The sequence below is a fragment of the Streptomyces sp. NTH33 genome (genome assembly GCF_003236365.1).
Taxonomy (GTDB): Bacteria; Actinomycetota; Actinomycetes; order Streptomycetales; family Streptomycetaceae; genus Streptomyces.
The window spans coordinates 1-18,182 of the sequence record NZ_POTZ01000033.1 but is presented as its reverse complement, the minus strand read 5'-3'; the positions used below and the strand labels follow the sequence as shown (position 1 = coordinate 18,182).

At 71.4% G+C, this 18,182-nt stretch carries 18 protein-coding genes and 2 pseudogenes; 5 read left to right on the top strand and 15 right to left on the bottom strand.

Annotated features, from left to right (window positions below; genetic code table 11):
• Positions 1 to 30: 30 nt before the first annotated feature.
• The 7 genes from rnc to recG form a co-directional block, all read right to left on the bottom strand.
• Positions 31 to 864: a ribonuclease III gene (gene rnc, locus C1I97_RS05635; RefSeq protein ID WP_181446581.1), complete on the bottom strand. Its 834-nt coding sequence runs from the start codon at positions 862 to 864 to the stop codon at positions 31 to 33.
• 7 nt (positions 865 to 871) lie between these two features.
• Positions 872 to 1,045 carry a 50S ribosomal protein L32 gene (rpmF, locus tag C1I97_RS05630; RefSeq protein ID WP_003951102.1) on the bottom strand — a complete coding sequence of 58 codons (174 nt, stop codon included), beginning with the start codon at positions 1,043 to 1,045 and terminating at the stop codon, positions 872 to 874.
• A 2-nt stretch (positions 1,046 to 1,047) separates the two neighbouring features.
• On the bottom strand, positions 1,048 to 1,701 hold the full coding sequence (locus tag C1I97_RS05625; RefSeq protein WP_111002112.1) for a YceD family protein: 654 nt from the start codon (positions 1,699 to 1,701) through the stop codon (positions 1,048 to 1,050).
• 127 nt (positions 1,702 to 1,828) lie between these two features.
• Positions 1,829 to 2,923: an ATP synthase F0 subunit B gene (locus tag C1I97_RS05620; protein WP_111002111.1), complete on the bottom strand. Its 1,095-nt coding sequence runs from the start codon at positions 2,921 to 2,923 to the stop codon at positions 1,829 to 1,831.
• Positions 2,924 to 3,038: 115 nt separating this feature from the next.
• Entirely contained in the window at positions 3,039 to 3,518 is a 480-nt protein-coding gene (gene coaD, locus C1I97_RS05615; RefSeq protein ID WP_181446580.1) for a pantetheine-phosphate adenylyltransferase, read from the bottom strand.
• A gap of 26 nt (positions 3,519 to 3,544) precedes the next feature.
• Positions 3,545 to 4,132 carry a 16S rRNA (guanine(966)-N(2))-methyltransferase RsmD gene (rsmD, locus tag C1I97_RS05610; RefSeq protein WP_111002109.1) on the bottom strand — a complete coding sequence of 196 codons (588 nt, stop codon included), beginning with the start codon at positions 4,130 to 4,132 and terminating at the stop codon, positions 3,545 to 3,547.
• 107 nt (positions 4,133 to 4,239) lie between these two features.
• A complete protein-coding gene (recG, locus tag C1I97_RS05605; protein WP_111002108.1) occupies positions 4,240 to 6,462 on the bottom strand; it encodes an ATP-dependent DNA helicase RecG in 2,223 nt (740 codons plus the stop codon).
• A gap of 387 nt (positions 6,463 to 6,849) precedes the next feature.
• Here recG and C1I97_RS41130 point away from each other — a divergent pair.
• Positions 6,850 to 7,165, top strand: a pseudogene (locus C1I97_RS41130) (tetratricopeptide repeat protein); the annotation flags it as partial.
• Here the strand turns inward: C1I97_RS41130 and C1I97_RS05595 are convergent.
• Complete coding sequence (locus tag C1I97_RS05595; RefSeq protein ID WP_111002107.1) at positions 7,157 to 8,446, bottom strand: RNA-guided endonuclease InsQ/TnpB family protein; 1,290 nt, start codon at positions 8,444 to 8,446, stop codon at positions 7,157 to 7,159. The pseudogene C1I97_RS41130 and the gene C1I97_RS05595 overlap by 9 nt on opposite strands.
• 593 nt (positions 8,447 to 9,039) lie before the next feature.
• On the opposite strand from C1I97_RS05595, the gene C1I97_RS39670 reads away from it, so the two are divergent.
• Positions 9,040 to 9,177 (top strand): hypothetical protein, encoded by a 138-nt coding sequence (locus C1I97_RS39670; RefSeq protein ID WP_181446579.1) that lies wholly within the window; start codon positions 9,040 to 9,042, stop codon positions 9,175 to 9,177.
• A 487-nt stretch (positions 9,178 to 9,664) separates the two neighbouring features.
• Here C1I97_RS39670 and C1I97_RS05585 read toward each other — a convergent pair whose 3' ends face one another.
• On the bottom strand, positions 9,665 to 11,374 hold the full coding sequence (locus C1I97_RS05585; protein WP_111002105.1) for a DAK2 domain-containing protein: 1,710 nt from the start codon (positions 11,372 to 11,374) through the stop codon (positions 9,665 to 9,667).
• 262 nt (positions 11,375 to 11,636) lie between these two features.
• On the opposite strand from C1I97_RS05585, the gene rpmB reads away from it, so the two are divergent.
• A complete protein-coding gene (gene rpmB, locus C1I97_RS05580; protein WP_003993230.1) occupies positions 11,637 to 11,822 on the top strand; it encodes a 50S ribosomal protein L28 in 186 nt (61 codons plus the stop codon).
• Between the two features lie 142 nt (positions 11,823 to 11,964).
• Here the strand turns inward: rpmB and thiD are convergent, their stop codons facing one another.
• Positions 11,965 to 12,774 carry a bifunctional hydroxymethylpyrimidine kinase/phosphomethylpyrimidine kinase gene (gene thiD, locus C1I97_RS05575; RefSeq protein WP_111002104.1) on the bottom strand — a complete coding sequence of 270 codons (810 nt, stop codon included), beginning with the start codon at positions 12,772 to 12,774 and terminating at the stop codon, positions 11,965 to 11,967.
• Positions 12,771 to 13,736 carry a thiamine-phosphate kinase gene (locus tag C1I97_RS05570; protein WP_111002103.1) on the bottom strand — a complete coding sequence of 322 codons (966 nt, stop codon included), beginning with the start codon at positions 13,734 to 13,736 and terminating at the stop codon, positions 12,771 to 12,773. Before C1I97_RS05570 ends, thiD begins: the two co-directional genes overlap by 4 nt.
• A gap of 205 nt (positions 13,737 to 13,941) precedes the next feature.
• Here C1I97_RS05570 and C1I97_RS05565 point away from each other — a divergent pair, with 205 nt between their 5' ends.
• Both C1I97_RS05565 and C1I97_RS05560 read left to right on the top strand, forming a co-directional pair.
• Positions 13,942 to 14,175 carry an Lrp/AsnC family transcriptional regulator gene (locus C1I97_RS05565; RefSeq protein ID WP_111002102.1) on the top strand — a complete coding sequence of 78 codons (234 nt, stop codon included), beginning with the start codon at positions 13,942 to 13,944 and terminating at the stop codon, positions 14,173 to 14,175.
• A 20-nt stretch (positions 14,176 to 14,195) separates the two neighbouring features.
• On the top strand, positions 14,196 to 14,678 hold the full coding sequence (locus C1I97_RS05560) for a DUF3515 domain-containing protein (protein WP_111002101.1): 483 nt from the start codon (positions 14,196 to 14,198) through the stop codon (positions 14,676 to 14,678).
• 83 nt (positions 14,679 to 14,761) lie between these two features.
• Here the strand turns inward: C1I97_RS05560 and C1I97_RS05555 are convergent, their stop codons facing one another.
• The 4 genes and pseudogenes from C1I97_RS05555 to C1I97_RS05540 all read right to left on the bottom strand — a co-directional run.
• Positions 14,762 to 15,919 carry a D-alanine--D-alanine ligase family protein gene (locus tag C1I97_RS05555; protein WP_111002100.1) on the bottom strand — a complete coding sequence of 386 codons (1,158 nt, stop codon included), beginning with the start codon at positions 15,917 to 15,919 and terminating at the stop codon, positions 14,762 to 14,764.
• Positions 15,920 to 15,978: 59 nt separating this feature from the next.
• Entirely contained in the window at positions 15,979 to 16,989 is a 1,011-nt protein-coding gene (locus C1I97_RS05550) for an NAD(P)H-dependent glycerol-3-phosphate dehydrogenase (RefSeq protein WP_111002099.1), read from the bottom strand.
• Positions 16,986 to 17,801 carry a lysophospholipid acyltransferase family protein gene (locus C1I97_RS05545; protein ID WP_111002098.1) on the bottom strand — a complete coding sequence of 272 codons (816 nt, stop codon included), beginning with the start codon at positions 17,799 to 17,801 and terminating at the stop codon, positions 16,986 to 16,988. The genes C1I97_RS05550 and C1I97_RS05545 overlap by 4 nt, the downstream gene beginning before the upstream one ends.
• Positions 17,777 to 18,085 (bottom strand): annotated as a pseudogene (locus C1I97_RS05540) (2-phospho-L-lactate guanylyltransferase); the annotation flags it as partial. The pseudogene C1I97_RS05540 and the gene C1I97_RS05545, both read right to left, overlap by 25 nt.
• Positions 18,086 to 18,182 lie beyond the last annotated feature (97 nt).

Here is an 18,182-nt window from a genome sequence, read left to right as displayed (position 1 = left end):
GGCGGGCGGGCGCTCGGGTCGTGCTGTGGGTCAGGCGGAAGCCGACGTCTCGTCGGCGGCGTCGGTGGCCGGCGCCGCCTTGGCGCGCTCGTCCGCCGCGGCCCGGATGGACCGCCACGCGGACTCGGCGGCCTGCTGCTCCGCCTCCTTCTTGCTGCGGCCGGTGCCGGTGCCGTACGAGACGCCTCCGACGCGGGCGGCAGCAGTGAAGGTCTTCTCGTGGTCGGGGCCGGTCTCCGTGACCAGGTACTCGGGCACGCCGAGCCCTTCGGTCGCGGTGAGCTCCTGGAGGGACGTCTTCCAGTCCAGGCCGGCTCCGAGGTTGGAGGACTTCTCGATCAGCGGGTCGAACAGGCGGTGCACCAGTTCGGAGGCCGCGTCGAGGCCCTGGTCGAGATAGACCGCGCCGATCACCGCTTCCAGGGTGTCGGCGAGGATGGACGCCTTGTCCCGGCCGCCCGTGCCCTCTTCACCGCGGCCGAGCCGGATGAAGGAGCCCAGGTCGAGGCCACGGCCGACCTCCGCCAGCGCACGTGAGTTGACCACCGCGGCCCGCAGCTTGGCCAGCTGGCCCTCGGGCAGGTCGGGGTGGGCGCGGTACAGCGTGTCCGTGACGACGAGACCGAGGACGGAGTCACCGAGGAACTCCAGCCGCTCGTTCGTCGGCAGGCCGCCGTTCTCGTACGCGTAGGAACGGTGGGTCAGCGCGCGCACCAGAAGGGCGGACTCGACCTTGTAGCCGAGCCGCCCTTCCAGAAGCGTGTGGGACGAGGCCGTGTTGTCCGACGGAGCACTTCCGCGTCGACGGGGACTGCCTGCTTCGGCGCCTTCCGCCTTCTTGGCAGTGGACACAGTGCCTCTCACCAGCCGCTCAGACCTCGAGGACCTGGCGCTTGTTGTAGGTGCCGCACGACGGGCACGCGATGTGCTGCTGCTTGGGCTCGTGGCAGCGCTCGCACGCAACCAGGGTGGGGACCGCAGCCTTCCACTGCGACCGGCGGTGGCGCGTGTTGCTGCGCGACATCTTCCGCTTCGGAACGGCCACGGCTACTTCTCCTGCTTCTCGTCGACGCCCGGTTCGGCGCCGCCCATCTCGTCCTTCTCGCCGTCCTTCATGGTGCCGGCGAGTCCCTGCAAAGCCGCCCAACGGATGTCGACGGCGTCATGGTGGTGGTCCGGGTCGTCCGCGAGCCGCGCTCCGCACTGGGAGCACAGACCCGGGCAGTCTTCCTGGCACACCGGCTGCATCGGCAGTGCGAGCACCACCGCATCGCGCAGCAGAGGTTCGAGGTCGAACAATCCGTCCTCGAGGAAGAGCCTGTCCTCGTCGTCCTCGTCGTCGTCGGCGTTGTCGTCGGACCGTGCGGTCCCACGGCCCCGCTCGTCGGCGTCAGGGTACGAGAACAGCTCCTGGAAGTCCGCTTCGAGATCGAACCCGAGCGGCTCCAGACACCTTACGCACTCCCCCTCGGCCTGTGCACGGGCGGTGCCCGTGACGAGCACCCCTTCCATGACCGACTCGAGCCGGAGTTCGAGCTCGACCGGGGCGCCTTCCGGCACTCCGATCACTCCCGCGAGACCGAGGTCCCTGGGCGCGGGGGCCGTGCGGGTCAGGCGCTGCAGCGCGCCGGGCCGCCGTCCCAGCTCGTGCGTGTCGAACACGAGAGGGTCGCGGTGGTCGAGGCGGGCGTTGTGAGCCATTCCTGCTTTCGGTTTCCGAGCTCGGCGGGACGCCGACCCGGGGGTGTTCCCGGGCAGCGCGGATCGCGGACGTACACGCGACCGAAGAGCCAGGATACTGGACCTTCCGCTCTCGTCCCAATCCGGCCTACAGGCCGCGGCCCTGCTCGTAGGCGCGGAGCTGTTCGGCGCTGATCATGCTGGTGTCGAACAGGCTGGTCTCGTCGAGGGCGTGCGCCTGCGGCTGGGCGTAGCCCTGGTGGTCCTGTTGGCCCTGCTGGGTCTGCTGTTCCTGCTGGGCCTGGTTCGGGTCGTACGGCTGCTGGTGGGGGTCGTAGCCCTGGTAGGCGTACGACGGGTCGGCCTGCTGGTAGCCGTACTGGTCCTGGCCGCCGTAGCCCTGCTGGTAGCCGCCGTACGGGTCGGTCTGCGCGGGCTGCTGGTAGCCGTAGGCCGGCTGCGGTTCGTACTGCGGCTGGGCGGGCTGCTCGGCGGGAGCGGCCTGGGCCGGGACCGACGGGGTGTCGGCGAGGGCCGCGAGGCCGGCGAGGTAGTCGGCGTCGCTGGAGTGCTGGACGGTGGTGGTGTCGTCGGCGAGGGCGCCGAGGTCGTCGGTGGCGATGTGGCCGTGCAGCTTCTGCCGGCCGCGGCCGACGGCCTCCAGGGTCTTGGCGAGGACCGCCTCGAAGGCGCCGAGCTTGGCGTCGACGTACGCGTCGGCGTTGCGGCGCAGGGTCTCCGGGTCGTGGCTGCGCTCGGGGGCGTCCTCGTCCTCGTAGCCGTCCTCGTCGAGGCCGGGTCCGGTGCCGAGCAGCTTCTCGCGGCCTCGGCCGACCGAACCGAGGGTCTTGGTGAGGACGACCTCGAAGTTGGCGAGCTTGGAGTCGACGTAGTCGTCGGCCTCGGCGCGGACCTCCTCGGCCTCCTGGCGGGCCTCGGCGAGGATCCGGTCGGCCTCGGCCTGGGAGCGGCGGGCGACCTCGGTGCCGGAGATCAGCGAGCCGCGCTCGGCGTGCGCGCTCTCGATGATCCGCTCGGCCTCGCGCCGGGCCTCCTCGACCATCTGCTCGCGGTCGCCGATCAGCTCCTGCGCCTGCGCGAGCGAGCCGGGCAGGGCCTGGCGCACCTCTTCGAGCAGCGCGAGCAGATCGGCGCGGTTGACCACGCACGAGGCCGACATGGGCATGGACCGGGCGCCGGAGACCGTGGCCACGATCTCGTCGAGCTTCTTCTGCACGTCCACCGTGTGCTCGCCACTCTCCACAGATGTGTTGGACTACCGATGTGTCGGAGACCGACGGGACGACTGTACGGCCATGAGGTGATCGTTGGACACCGGGTGACGGGCCGTCAGCGGCTCAGTCCTTCCGCAGGCGCCGGGTGAGGGCCTCGAATACCTGCGGCGGCACCAGGTGCGAGACGTCGCCGCCCCAGGCCGCGACCTCCTTGACCAGGGAGGACGACAGGAAGCTGTAGGTGGGGTTGGTGGGCACGAAGAGCGTCTCGACGCCGGAGAGGCCGTTGTTCATCTGGGCCATCTGCAGCTCGTAGTCGAAGTCGCTGACGGCGCGCAGGCCCTTGACGATGGCCGGGATGTCGCGCTGCTTGCAGAAGTCGACGAGGAGGCCGTGGAAGGCCTCGACCCGGACGTTGCCGTACTCGGCGGTGACCTGGCGGATGAGGTCGATCCGCTCGTCGATCTCGAACAGGCCTTTCTTGGACTGGTTGATCATCACCGCCACGTACACCTCGTCGTAGAGGCGGGAGGCACGGGCAATGATGTCGAGATGTCCGTTGGTGATGGGGTCGAACGACCCGGGACAGACTGCGCGGCGCAACTGGGATCCCTCGCTCTCCGGTCCGGTCATGGTGCGTCTTCGCTCGTGGAAGCGGCGCGACCGTACCAAAACGTCCCTTCGCCGTAGCGACGGGCCCGGATCGCGTCGAATCCGTGCGGCCACCCGAATTCACCGCCTCTGGTGCTGCGCTCCACGGTGACGAGGGTGCCCTCCGCGAGCCACCCCTGGGCGCGGAGTGTGAGCAGAATCTCGCGGAGATCGTGGTCGGTGACGGCGTACGGGGGGTCGAGGAAGACGATGTCGTACGGCTCGTCCGGCGGCGGGGAGTGGACGATCTGCTCCGCTTTGGCCGCCCGCACCTCGGCGCCGGGCAGGCCGAGTGCCCGCACGTTCTGGCGGAGTGTGCGGACCGCGCGTGCGTCGGCCTCCACGAGCAGGGTGTGCCCGGCGCCGCGGGACAGGGCCTCCAGGCCGACGGCGCCCGAGCCGGCGTACAGGTCCAGGACCCGTTCACCGTCCAGCGGGCCGCCGAGCAGGGACTGCCAGGTGGAGAACAGGCCCTCGCGCGCCCGGTCGGAGGTGGGGCGGGTTCCGTGGCCCGGCGGTACTGCGAGACGGCGTCCACCGGCCCGGCCGGCGATCACGCGGGTCATGTCCTTGGTCCTTGTCGGTGCGGTCCGGTCCTGGTGCGGCCCGGGGGTCTGGTCTGTTCCCAGTCTGTCAGCCCTTCTCCGGATGTCTGCCGGCCTCCGGGCGTCCGTCAGCCCTTCTCCAGGTACTGCTCCCGCTCGTCGTCCAGCAGTGCGTCCAGGGCCGTGCGCAGTCCGGGCAGGCGCTCCAGGTCCGGGTCGGCGGCGACCACGGCGGCGGCCTCCTGGCGGGCCTCGGCGATGATCTCCTCGTCCTCGATGACGGCGAGCACCCGCAGGCTGGAACGGGCACCGGACTGGGCCTGGCCGAGGACGTCGCCCTCGCGGCGCTGTTCGAGGTCGATGCGGGAGAGCTCGAAGCCGTCGAGCGTGGAGGCCACCGCGTTCAGCCGCTGGCGGGCAGCGCTCGCCTCGGGCATCTCGGTGACCAGCAGGCACAGGCCGGGGGCCGTGCCCCGGCCGACGCGGCCGCGCAGCTGGTGCAGCTGGGAGACGCCGAAGCGGTCGGCGTCCATGATCACCATCGCGGTGGCGTTCGGCACGTTCACCCCGACCTCGATGACCGTGGTGGCGACCAGGACGTCGGTCTCGCCCGCGGCGAAGCGGCGCATGACGGCGTCCTTGTCGTCGGGCTGCATGCGTCCGTGCAGCATCTCGACCCTCAGGCCGTGCAGGGGGCCCTTGGCGAGCTGGTCGGCGACGTCGAGGACGGCGAGGGGCGGGCGTTTCTCGGCCTCGTCCTCGGGGGACTTCTTCCGGGCGCCCTTCTTCGGGTCGTCGTCCTCGTCCCCGATGCGCGGGCAGACCACGTACGCCTGGTGGCCGTTCGCCACCTCCTCGCGCACCCGCTCCCAGGCCCGGGCCAGGAAGTGCGGCTTGTCGGCGGCCGGGACGACGTGGCTGGCGATGGGCGAGCGGCCCGCCGGAAGCTGGTCGAGGACGGAGGTCTCCAGGTCGCCGAAGACCGTCATCGCGACCGTGCGCGGGATGGGGGTGGCGGTCATGACCAGCAGGTGCGGAGTCCGCTTTTCCCCCTGGGAGTGCCCCTTGCCGCGCAGGGCGTCGCGCTGCTCGACGCCGAACCGGTGCTGCTCGTCCACCACGACCAGCCCCAGGTCGTGGAACTGGACCTTGTCCTCGATCAGCGCGTGCGTGCCGATGACGATGCCGGCCTCGCCGGTGGCCAGGTCGAGCAGGGCCTGCCGCCGGGCGGCCGTCCCCATGGAGCCGGTCAGCAGCGCCACCTTGGTGGCGTGCTCGGCCCCGCCCAGCATCCCCCCTTCGGCGAGCTCCCCCATCATCTCGGTGACCGACCGGTGGTGCTGCTGGGCCAGCACTTCGGTGGGCGCGAGCATCGCGGCCTGCCCGCCGGCGTCGACGACGGCGAGCATGGCGCGCAGGGCGACCAGCGTCTTGCCGCTGCCGACCTCTCCCTGGAGCAGGCGGTGCATCGGGTGCTCGGTGGCCAGGTCGTCGAAGATCTCGCGGGAGACCTTCTGCTGGCCCTCGGTGAGGGTGAAGGGGAGGCGGTCGTCGAAGGCGGCGAGGAGGCCGTCGGGCCCGGGTCGGCGGGCGACGGCGGGGAGCTGGGCGTCCGCGTGGCGGCGGCGGGCGAGGGCGACCTGGAGGACGAAGGCCTCGTCCCACTTCAGGCGGGCGTGGGCGTCGGCGATGTCCGCCTTGGTGTGCGGGCGGTGGACCTTGAGCAGGGCCTCGGGCAGGGAGACCAGGCCGCGGCCCGCGCGGAGGGTGTCGGGCAGCGGGTCGACGGCCTCCTGGGCGCTGGGCAGGACGGTCTGGACCGCCTTGCCGATCTTCCAGGACTCCAGCTTGGCGGTGGCCGGGTAGATGGGGATGAGCGCGCCGGCCCAGCTCTCGACCGGTTCTCCGGTGTCCTCCTTCAGCAATTCGTACGCCGGATGGGCCAGTTGCAGCCGCCGGTTGAAGACGGAGACCTTGCCCGCGAACATCGCGCGCGTGCCCGGCAGGAGTTCCTTGTGGGGTTTGTGCACGCCGTTGCCGAAGAAGACCAGTTGGAGCCGGCCGCTGCCGTCCGTGATCGTCACCTCCAGGCGCTGGCCCTTGCCGCGGGGCGCCCGGGAGGAGGCGAAGGTGTGCAGGCGGGCGTCGGCGACCTGGGCGACCACCGTGACGTGCTCGTCCATGGGCAGGTCGGCGAGGTGGGTGAGCCGGCCGCGCTCCTCGTATCTGCGCGGGTAGTGGTGGAGGAGATCGCCGACGGTGTGCAGGCCGAGGTGCTCGGCCATCACCTTCGCGGTGGCGGGGCCGAGCACCTTCTTCAGTGTTTCTTGCAGTGCGGGCACGGGATCCATTGCACACCACGGCACTGACAATGCCGTATGCGTCCCCGGAAACCCCTGGTCAGCCGGGCTGTCCGGGATCTGGGATGATGCGCTCCGGCCTCCCCCGCGGTCACCGTCCCACTGAGACCGACCCCGCGCCGACGCGAAGTCCCCCACCGGCGCTGTGACGATGGTCTTTCAGGCCTCGCAGTCAGCACAGTAGTCATCTCAAGCGCCTCATCCATCCCCTTCGTCCCAGCTGAGCTAATCGGCACGGCGACCGAGTCGCTGTACGGACAGGTGCTGCTGTTGAAGCAGCACCCGCTGCGGTCAGCGGATTCGGCGCTGCTGAACCGCGCATTCATCGGCCTGCTGGAGCCACGCACAGCAGCACCAACTCGACAGGGACGGTCGCTGATGAGTGAGATCACCGACTTCGGCTCCCTGCGTCGGGCGATAACCGTCAACGGCAAGCAGCCGGAGGGGCCCAGCCCGCGACGCGCGCGGAGCAACTGCTCGCCGAGGCCGAGAAGCTGAACATCCTGCTCGTCGTGATCGAGTCGCTCGGACACCAGTTGAGGGTCTACAACTACAGCTCTGGGAAGAACAAAATGTTTGTCCTCTTCGCGCGGCTGCTGCGCCTGGGCGGACGAACGTCCGGAGGACTTCGACGGGTACGAGCCCCACACTGCACTGGGTCTTCAATTGGCATCCTCCCCCTCTCCTAGGAGAGGGGGATTCCAACCCGGGCGGGTTGAGGTTCACGGACGCTCGCACGGCCGGTGGCCGTGGTCGTCCCTCCGGCACAGGCTGAGCGCCTGGGGCGGGGAATCCCGCCCTGTCCTGCCGCGACGTTGGCTGCCGCGTTGGTGTCCGCGTTGCAGGTGAACCCGCAGGACACGCACTCGAAGTCGGCTTGGCTCTTGCGCGACTTCTTGTCGATCCATCCGCAGGCACTGCACCGCAGGCTGGTGTACGGGGCGGGCACGTCCTCGACCCGCCCGGGGGCTTTGTGTTCGGTGCGCTGCCTGAGCAGTCCCCAGCCCTGAGCGAGGACGGCCCGGTTCAGTCCGGCCTTCTGGCGCACCTTGTGGCCGGGCTGCTCGACCATCCCGCCGGCGGAGGCGGTCATGTTCTTGATGTTCAGCTTCTCGAACCGGATCAGGTCATAGGTGCGGGCGAGCATCGTCGAGGTCTTCTCGCACCAGTCCTTGCCCCGGTTCGCCTCGCGCGCCCTCAGCTTGGCGGCCTTGGCGTACTCGGCCGTCTTGCGCGGGCTGTTCTTCGGGGCGCGGGCGGCGCGCCGCTGGTGCTTGCGGATCCGCGCGCGCTCCTTCGTGGTGAGCTGCGGGCAGTTCAGCTTCCGCCCGTCCGACAGTGCGGCCGTGATCGTCACACCCCGGTCGATGCCGACGGTCTCGCCCGTGCCGGGTCCGTCGACCGGCTGGGGAATGACCGCGAACGCGACGTGCCACTGGCCGTTGCGGAAGGTGACGCGGAACGTCTTCGCCCGCGGCAGCTCGGCGCGGGTGAGGCGGAAACGCACCCAGCCGCAACCCGGCACCTTCGCCTGCGCCCACCGGCGGTTCAGCTTCTGCGCCACGACCAGCCGGCCCATGACCTGTCGGCCGGTCCTGGCGTTGAGCTTGGGCGAGCCGTCCTCGTTGCACTCGGGCACGCGGTCGGTGCCGATGACGCGGAAGCCCTCGTGCCGGTACTTCCTGCGCCAGGTCGGCTCACCGAACCCGGAGGCGAACTGTGCCGACTTGGCCCTGGCGAAGTCCTTCAGCGCCTGCTGCTGCACGTCGGCGTTGCCCGCCCGCAGCCACGCGTTCTCGCGCCTGGCCTCGGTGAGCTGCCGGCACTGCTCGGCGAAGGAGGGTGCGGGCTTCCTGCCCGTGCGCCAGTGCGCGTGCTGCTCGACGGCCAGGTTCCACACGTACCGGGCGTACGCGCAGTGCTCGAGCATGATGCCCGCCTGCTCACTCGTCGGGTACATACGGAAACGCGGCATGCCGCCAACGTAGCCCCCCGACTCGTTTCCCTCTTCGAATCCCACCAGGCTCACCCGAACGAGCGGCCGACTGTGTTGCCACTGACACCGACGATGCCCCCACATCGCCACACCCGCTGAGAGCAGCCGCGACACCGCCATGCCCTGGAACACCGGACCGCCCCGACAGCGACACGGCAGCCCCGCCCCACCACACGGGAACGCGTATTCCCCATCACCTTCTTCGTGGTCCCGAAACGGGGCTCCTGGCCTCCGGGGCCGGCATGACTGTTGCCCCCGGCCCTGAAGGACCGGGAGGAGTGCACGAAACAGAATGAATGTCGGCGGACATGCTGGGCCAGTCCCACATCCGCTGGCCTCCATGGAGAAGTGGCTCGGCGGGATGGAGTACCGCTCCCGGCTGGCCGACCACTCCAAACGTGCCGTGCGCAATGCCAAGTTCAGCGTCGTCCGGCACTGATCCGAGCAGCAGGACCACACGCCTCTCGCCTATTTGACCACCGAGTCACTGAGCCGCGCGGAGCTGCACAAGGAGGCGGACCACACCTACGTGCGCGGGCAAACTGCAGCGCTCCCTGGGCAGCTAGCATGGCGTGGTCCGTGCCCTGCGCGCCCACGTGTGGCCGGCGTTGCACACGGAGGCCGAGCTGGATGTGGCGCGGGAGCTGATGCGGGCCGCCGTCAGGGAGGGTGAGGACGCGCGAGACGCGGCGGAACTCGCCGCCGGGTAGCCGACGGCCGACCTGGAACGGCCCGCTGAGGCGGCCGCCATGCGCGCGTGGCGGCCTGGCGGTCTACGAGGACGCGGACGCCGAGGAGGACCTGGTGCAGGTCCGGCGTGCGAAGGCCGAACGGTCGCCGCGAGTCTTGGGGGAGCCGTCGAAGAACTGAGCGGTCGGAGGCCTGGGGGTACTGGGCGCCGCTGAGCAGCGCGCCCTCAGTGGCGCCGCCACCGCACGAACGGTGCGGGAGCGGACCGGGCCACGGGCAGGAGGAGGCGCGGAGAGACACACGCCTGGGTGGGCTCAGGGCAAGCTGTTGCTGCGCAGCAGGGTGGCGGCGGTGAGATCGGCGTCCTCGGCAGGACGCGCAGCAGCCTGGCCTGCAGTGCGCCGGGCGCGTACCGGCTCACGGCGCACACACCACGCGAACCGGGTCTGGGCGAGGCGTTGGTCGCCGTGCGGCCCGCAGGCCCGCCGGCTCCCGTGAGCCCGGGTCCTACTCCACCCCGATGAGCAGCAGCGCTCCCTGCCGGCCGCCCCGGTAGACCACCGTGTCCACCGCGAGGTACGACTCGCGGACCCGGGCCTGTAGGCGGTCGGCGACGGAGTCGGGGACCTCGTCGTCGAGGACCAGGGTGACCAGTTCGCCGCCGGCGGCGAGCATGCGGTCCAGGACGTTCTCGGCGGTGGCCGTGACGTCCTGGCCGATCACGGCCACGTCGCCGTCGACGAGGCCGAGGACGTCACCGGCCTGGCAGATGCCGGCCGTGGTCCAGGAGCGGTGCTCGGCGACGGTGACCTCGGCGTGACGGGTGGCGCCGGCCGCCGAGGTCATCGCGACGACGTCCTCGTCGAAGCGGCGCCCGGGCTCGTGCACGGCGAGGGCGGCGATGCCCTGCACGGCCGAGCGGGTCGGGATCAGGGCGACGCGGACGCCCTCCCCGCGGACCTGCTCGGCCGCGGCGGCCGCGGTGTGGCGCAGTTCGTCGTCGTTGGGCAGTAGGACCACCTCGCGCGCGTGTGCCCGCCGTACGGCCTCCACGAGCTCGCCGCTCGCGGGCGGCTCCCCGGGGCGGGCGAGCACCGCGATCGCCCCGGCCTCGGTGTACAGCCCGGCCAGGCCCTCGCCGGGCACGACGGCCACCACGGCGCGCTGGGCGCGCTCCCGGGGCGTCCGTACGGCCCCGGTGGCGTGCGCGCCGTCCGTACCGAAGTGCGTGATGCGGATGCGGTGCGGCCGTCCGGCCTCGACGCCCGCCTCCACGGCGGCTCCGGCGTCGTCGACGTGCACGTGCACGTTCCACAGCCCGTCGCCGCCGACCACGACGAGGGAGTCCCCGAGCGCGTCGAGCCGCTCACGCAGCCGGGTGACGGCCGCGTCCTCGGCGTCCAGGAGGTAGATCACCTCGAAGGCGGGACCGCTCGTGGGCCAGTCGCAGGCGCCCGGCGCGTCGTCCTCGGCGTGCCCCCCGCGCGCGTGCGGCACGGTCGGCAGGGCGCCGGCCACCGGGCCGGCTCCCGGCGGGGAGGCGGGCTCTCCCGGCAGCTGTCCCGTGAGCGTCTCCACCAGGGCGGCGAGCACCGCCACCAGCCCGCGCCCGCCGGCGTCGACCACTCCGGCGCGCTCCAGGACCGCGAGCTGGCCGGGGGTCGCGGCGAGGGCCGCGCACGCTCCCTCGTAGGCGGCCCGTGCGACCGTCCCGCAGTCGCCCTCGGTGCCGGTGGCCGCGTCGGCGGCGGCCGAGGCGACCGACAGGACCGTGCCCTCCACGGGGTGCGCCACGGCCTGCCGGGCGGAGTCGGCCGCGTGCCGCAGGGCCTGGCACAGGCCGTGCCCGTCGGTGTGCGCGCACTCGCCGTCGACGGCGAGCACCTGGGCCATGCCGCGCAGCAGCTGGGCGAGGATCGTCCCGGAGTTGCCGCGGGCCCCGATGAGCGCCCCGTGGGCCATCGCCCGCGCGGCGTCGGCCAGGGTGGGCCCCCCGGAGCCGGCCCCGCCGTCCACCTCGTGCGCGGCGAACACGGCCTCCACGGCCGCGACGGCGGACTCCACGGTCAGGTACAGGTTGGTGCCGGTGTCCCCGTCGGCCACGGGGTAGACGTTGATCGCGTCGATCTCCTCGCGCGCGCGTCCCAGCGCCCGCAGTGCCAGACCGCACCAGGTGCGCACCGCCGGCGCGTCGAACGTCTGCGGCACCTGCGCCACTGCGCCTCCCTGAGCTGCTGGACTGCAGGCAGCGTAGACCGCGGGGCGGTGCGTGCCGGAAGAGGGCCCGGGCGGGTCCCGGAGTCACCGTGGTAGTTTCGCTGTACGGACGCAGCCGTTGTATGCTGCTCCGGTTGCCCGATCCTTTCGGGCTCTCCCCTGGCAACGCCACTCGGATTTCGGAGTGCTCCCTGAGCCTGCGATCTGGATCCAGGCATGCCGGGATCCACCGTAAGTGCATCTGAAGTCTTTGGAGTGACCCGTGGCTGCCAACTGCGACGTCTGCGGCAAGGGGCCGGGCTTCGGCAACAACATCTCGCACTCGCACCGCCGTACGTCCCGTCGCTGGAACCCGAACATCCAGCGTGTGCGTACCGTGGTCGGCGGGACGCCGAAGCGCGTGAACGCCTGCACCTCGTGCATCAAGGCCGGCAAGGTCTCGCGCTGACGCACAGCAACAGCTAAGCGCGCGGCCACCGCTGGTTCGCTGCACTGAGCCGGTCCACCTCGGTGGACCGGCTTTTTGCCGTACCCGGCCGTGCCTTGCCGTACCCGGCCGTATCCGGTGAACGGCCGGAACCGCTGCGCGGCTATCCGCCCGCGTGAGACTTCCGCAGGGCCCATCCGTGGTCCACGGGACCGATTCCGCCGCCGAGGGCGAAACCGGCCGCGATGGCCCCGGTGACGTAGTCCTTGGCCTCCGCCACGGCCTGCGGCACGGACCGGCCCTTCGCGAGCTGCGAGGCGATCGCGGAGGCGAGGGTACAGCCCGTGCCGTGGGTGTGCCGGTTGTCGTGGCGGGGGGCGCGCAGCCAGTGTTCCTCGGTGCCGTCGGTGAGCAGGTCGACGGCGTCCCCGTCCAGATGCCCGCCCTTGACCAGCACCCACTTCGGCCCGTACGCCAGCACGGCGGCCGCGGCCTCGGGCAGCTGCTCCTCCGAGGCGACCCGTACGCCGGTCAGCCGGGCCACCTCGTCGAGGTTCGGCGTGGCGACCGTCGCCGCCGGCAGCAGCCCGGTCCGTACGGCGTCCAGCGCGGACGCGGCCAGCAGCGCGTCCCCGTGCTTGGAGACGCCCACGGGGTCGACGACCGCCGGTGCGTCCGTGCCGGCGATCAACTCGGCCACCGCCTCGACCAGTTCCGCCGAGGCCAGCATCCCGGTCTTGACCGCCTGGACGCCGATGTCGTCCACGACGCCGCGGTACTGGGCCCGCACGGCCTCCACCGGCAGTTCCCAGGTTCCCCGCACCCCGAGGGAGTTCTGCGCCGTCACCGCGGTGATCACGCTCATGCCGTGCACGCCGAGGGCGAGCATCGTCTTCAGGTCGGCCTGGATGCCGGCGCCGCCGCCGGAGTCGGAGCCCGCGACCGTCAGGACACGGGGAGGAGCCGCGGTCATGGCTCGATGTCCCCGAAGTGGTCCCAGCCGCCCTTCCTGGTCCACGGCGCCCCGTCGACCGTGACCTGGGGCAGCGCCGAGAGGTTGAGCACTTCGCCGATCACCCTCCAGCGGGCCGGCAGCTTCACGTCCGGCGGGAAGGTCGCCACGATCGCGTGGTCCTCTCCCCCGGTCAGCACCCACTGCAGCGGGTCGACGCCGACGGCCTGCCCGATGTCGTTCATCTGCGAGGGGATGTCGATGGCGCCGGAACGGATGTCGATGCGGACCTTGCTGGCCTCCGCGATGTGGCCCAGGTCGGCGATCAGGCCGTCGCTGACGTCGCACATCGCGGTCGCGCCGAGCTCGGCCGCCGCGGGTCCCGCGTGGTAGGGCGGCTCGGGGCGGCGGTGGGCCTCGACGAAGGCGCGGGGCGAGCGGAAGCCGCGGGAGAGCACCGCGAACCCGGCGGCAGACCAGCCCAGCCAACCGGTCACCGCGACCAGGTCGCCGGGGTGTGCGCCGGCGCGCGTCACCGGCTCGTGGTTGCGCAGATCGCCGAGCGCGGTGATCGACACCGTGATCGTGTCACCGCGCACCACGTCTCCGCCGACCACACAGGCGCCGGCGACCTGGCATTCGTCACGCAGCCCGTCCATCAGTTCGGTGGGCCAGGTGACCGGGAGTTCCGCGGGCACGACCAGGCCGAGCAGCAGCGCGGTCGGCACCGCGCCCATGGCGGCTATGTCCGCCAGGTTCTGGGCGGCCGCCTTGCGGCCCACGTCGTACGCCGTGGACCAGTCCCGGCGGAAGTGCCGCCCCTCCACGAGTATGTCGGTGCTCGCCACGACCCTGCGGTCGGGGGCGGCGACCACCGCGGCGTCGTCGCCGGGGCCGACCCGGACCGCCGGGGTGGTGGTGAGACGGGAGGTGAGCTCCCTGATGAGCCCGAACTCCCCGAGCTCACCAACAGTGCCCTTCATTGCCCTTTCGCCCCTTCTGTCCCTGTCCGTTCCCGGTCGCGCGTCCACGCGGTCCTCGTTACGGTCGAAATGGCCGTCGACTTCTGTCCTACCTGCACCCGGCGCGCGCGTCGCGGCCTTCGCAGGTCTCCCCGCGGCGCGCGGCGACGCGATACCGTGGCTTCCCTTTTCCCCACATGATCCTCGTGGTCGCCCTGGAGGTTTCGTGGTACAGGCGTACATCCTGATCCAGACGGAGGTCGGCAAGGCGTCGACCGTCGCCGAGACGATCAGCAAGATCCCTGGAGTCATCCAGGCCGAGGACGTGACAGGACCGTACGACGTCATCGTGCGCGCCCAGGCCGACACGGTGGACGGCCTGGGTCGCATGGTGGTCGCGAAGGTCCAGCAGGTGGACGGCATCACACGCACCCTGACCTGTCCGGTCGTGCATCTGTAGCCCCCGTCTACCCTTGGCCGGTGAACTCTTTCCGTCACCGGCTTCTCTGCCTGCCCGCCCTCGCCCTGCTGATCACCGCCACGGGCTGTTCCTCGAGCGACGACAGCGCCACCGTGGCGGCTCCCAGCCCGGACGCGGCGGTCACGAAGCTGTGCCGGAACCTGGACAGGGCGCTGCCTCGGACGGTGGACGGACTGAGCCGCGAGGACCCCCGGCCCGCCTCCGCACTGACCGCGGGCTGGGGAAGCCCGGCGATCATACTGCGCTGCGGGGTTCCGCGGCCCGCCGCGATGGATGATCCGGAGGCCGATGGGGCGGAGGTCGACGACGTCGGCTGGCTGCTGCAGAAGCAGGGCGACGGATCGTTCCGCTTCACGACGACTCTGCGGTTGGCGTACGTCGAGGTGACGATCCCGGCGGAGCGCTCCGCGCAGGGTGCGGCGCCGCTGGTCTCGCTGGCGCCCGCGATCAAGAAGACGATCCCCGAGGGGGTCGCTGATTGATCGCCGTGGGCGGCGCGGGTCATCTGTCGGCTACCTGTCGTGTGCGGCTGCTCGCGCAGTTCCCCGCGACCCTTGGAGGTGGGTCAGCGCAGGCCCGTTGAGCGGCGCAGGGCCGCTTCGATGAGGCGGTCCACCAGTTCCGGGTAGGTGACCCCGCTCGCCTGCCACATCTGCGGGTACATCGAGATCGGCGTGAAGCCGGGCATCGTGTTGATCTCGTTGATCACGAACTCGCCCTCCTCGGTGAGGAAGAAGTCCGCGCGGACCAGGCCCTCGCAGGAGACCGCCTCGAAGGCCTCCACCGCGAGCCGCTGCACCTCGGCGGTCTCCTCCCCGGTCAGCGGGGCCGGGACGATGCCGGGCGTGGAGTCGATGTACTTGGCCTCGAAGTCGTAGTACGCGTGCGACTCGGTCACCGGGATCTCGGCCGGTACGGAGGCCCGTGGGCCGTCCTCGAACTCCAGCACCCCGCACTCGATCTCACGGCCGCGCACCGCGGCCTCCACCAGCACCTTCGGGTCGTGCCGCCGGGCCTCCTCGATGGCCTCGTCGAGGCCCGAGAGGTCGTCGACCTTGGTGATGCCGATGGACGAGCCCGCGCGCGCGGGCTTCACGAACAGCGGCCAGCCATGCTCGCCGGCGAAGTCGACGACCTTCTTGCGGGCGGCCGCCTGGTCCCGGGTCCACTCGCGGGGCCGGATCACCACGTACGGGCCGACCCTGAGCCCGAAGGAGGTGAACACCCGCTTCATGTACTCCTTGTCCTGGCCGACCGCCGAGGAGAGCACCCCGGAGCCCACGTAGGGCACGCCGGACAGCTCCAGGAGGCCCTGGAGGGTGCCGTCCTCGCCGTAGGGACCGTGCAGCACCGGGAAGACCACGTCGACCTCGCCGAGCGCCTTGGGCACCGAACCGGGCTCGGCGTAGACGACTTCGCGGTTGGCCGGGTCGACGGGGAGCACCACGCCGCCCTCGCTCGACTCGGCGAGCTCCTCGACGCTGGGCGTACGGCGGTCGGTGATCGCCATGCGCTCCGGGTCGTCCGCTGTCAGGGCCCAACGGCCGTCCCGGGTGATGCCGATCGGCAGGACCTCGTACTTGGACCGGTCGATGGCGCGCAGCACCGCGCCCGCGGTCACCACGGAGATCCCGTGTTCGGAGCTGCGGCCACCGCAGACGACGGCCACACGCGGCTTGCGGGGCGGCTGGTCAGGGCTCTGGGGGAGGTTCTCGGTGCTCATATCGCGATGAGAGTACCTGTTGGCCGAGGCGTGAGTCAGCGGGGGAAACGCGGCGTCGCTCAGCGCCGCTCGGGCTTGGCGCTGCGCGACATCAGCTCCTTGAGGGCCGCCACCGGCGATTTGCCCTCGTGCACGATGCCGACGACGGTCTCCGCGATGGGCATGTCGACGCCGTGCCGGCGGGCCAGATCCAGCACCGACTCGCAGGACTTGACGCCCTCGGCGGTCTGCTTGGTGACCGCGATGGTCTCCTCGAGGGTCATGCCCTTGCCGAGGTTGGTGCCGAAGGTGTGGTTGCGCGACAGCGGCGAGGAGCAGGTCGCCACCAGGTCGCCGAGGCCGGCGAGTCCGGAGAAGGTCAGCGGGTCGGCGCCCAGCGCCATGCCCAGCCGGGTGGTCTCGGCGAGCCCGCGCGTGATGAGCGAGCCCTTGGCGTTGTCACCGAGTCCCATGCCGTCCGCGATGCCGACGGCCAGTCCGATCACGTTCTTGACGGCGCCCCCGAGTTCGCAGCCGACGACGTCGGTGTTGGTGTACGGCCGGAAGTACGGGGTGTGACAGGCCGACTGGAGCCGCCGGGCGACCGCCTCGTCGGTGCACGCCACCACGGCGGCGGCCGGCATGCGGGTGGCGACCTCGCGGGCGAGGTTGGGCCCGGTGACCACGGCGATCCGGTCGGCGCCGACCTTGGTGACGTCCTCGACGACCTCGCTCATCCGCATGGCCGAGCCCAGTTCGACGCCCTTCATCAGGGAGACGAGGACCGTGTCCGGGGCGAGCAGCGGCAGCCACTCGGCGAGGTTGCCGCGCAGGGTCTGCGAGGGGACGGCCAGCACCGTGAAGTCGGCGTCGCGGGCGGCCTCGGCGGCGTCGGCCGTGGCCCGCAGGTTCCGGGGGAGTTCGATGCCGGGCAGGTAGTCCGGGTTGGTGCGGGTGGAGTTGACCGCTTCGACGAGTTCGGCGCGGCGGGCCCACAGGGTGACCTCGCAGCCGGCGTCGGCGAGGACCATGCCGAAGGCGGTGCCCCACGATCCGGTGCCGAAGACGGCCGCCTTGACCGGCTTGCTCACGTGCCCTGCCCCTCTTCCTGTACGGCTTCCCTCACACCCGGCTCCTGCTGTGCGACCGACGCGGTCCCGCCCCGGTTCTGTGCCTCGGTGCGGCGGCGCTGCTCGATCCGCTCCCTGCGCGGGTCGTAGGGCACGGCGGGTGCCTTCTCGCCGCGGATCTCCTCCAGCAGGCGGGTGATGGCCGCCATGATGGCCTCGGTCGCCTCCTTCAGCAGCTCCGGGGTCACTTCCTGGTCGTAGAAGCGCGAGAGGTCCACGGGCGGGCCGGCCAGGACGTGGTGGGTCTTGCGCGGCAGCAGGTGGGGCTTCTTCGCGTAGGGCGGCAGCAGTTCGTTGGCTCCCCACTGGGCGACCGGAATCACCGGGCACTTGGTCTGCAGGGCGACCCGTGCGGCGCCCGTCTTGCCGGTCATCGGCCAGCCGTCCGGGTCGCGGGTGAGCGTTCCCTCGGGGTAGAACGCGACGCACTCGCCGCGCTCCACGGCGTCGATCGCGGCACGGAAGGCGCTCAGCGCGTCCGTGCTCTCGCGGTAGACGGGGATCTGCCCGGTGCCGCGCATCGCGGCGCCCACGAGTCCTTTTTTGAAAAGCCCGCTTTTCGCCAGGAATCGCGGCACACGCCCCGTGTTGTACTGGAAATGCGCATAAGCGAAGGGATCGGCGTGCGAATTGTGGTTCACCACGGTGATAAATCCGCCGTCGGCCGGAATGTTCTCCATTCCACGCCAGTCCCGCTTGATCAGAACCACCAGCGGCGGTTTGCAGATCACCGCTGCGAAGCGGTACCAGAAGCCGATTCTGCGGCGGGACACGCGGACCGTACGACCGCCGCTCCGTGCGTGAGCGCGGCGTTCAGCCCGGCGCGCGGTTCGTCGGCCACGATCCGGGCGCCCAGCGCCGCCAGCTCCCGCCCGGCCACGCCGTCGTCCGTGACGACTGCCACACTCGCGACCGCCGGACAGGCCAGCGCGGCCGCCACCGTGTCCTCGGCGAAGGCCAGGGCGAGACCCGGCCGCACCCCGTCGCCGGCGGTGTCCGACAGCCTGCTCTTGGCCCGGGTCAAGGGCTTCAGGGGGATGACCAACGTCCACTGCACCGGCGTTCCGTCCCTCTCGTGTGACCGCCATTGTCCCCTGGAGCATGAGGACGACCGGGAGGGGGGAGGGACGCGGAGCTCCTCGCAAGGGCAGTGG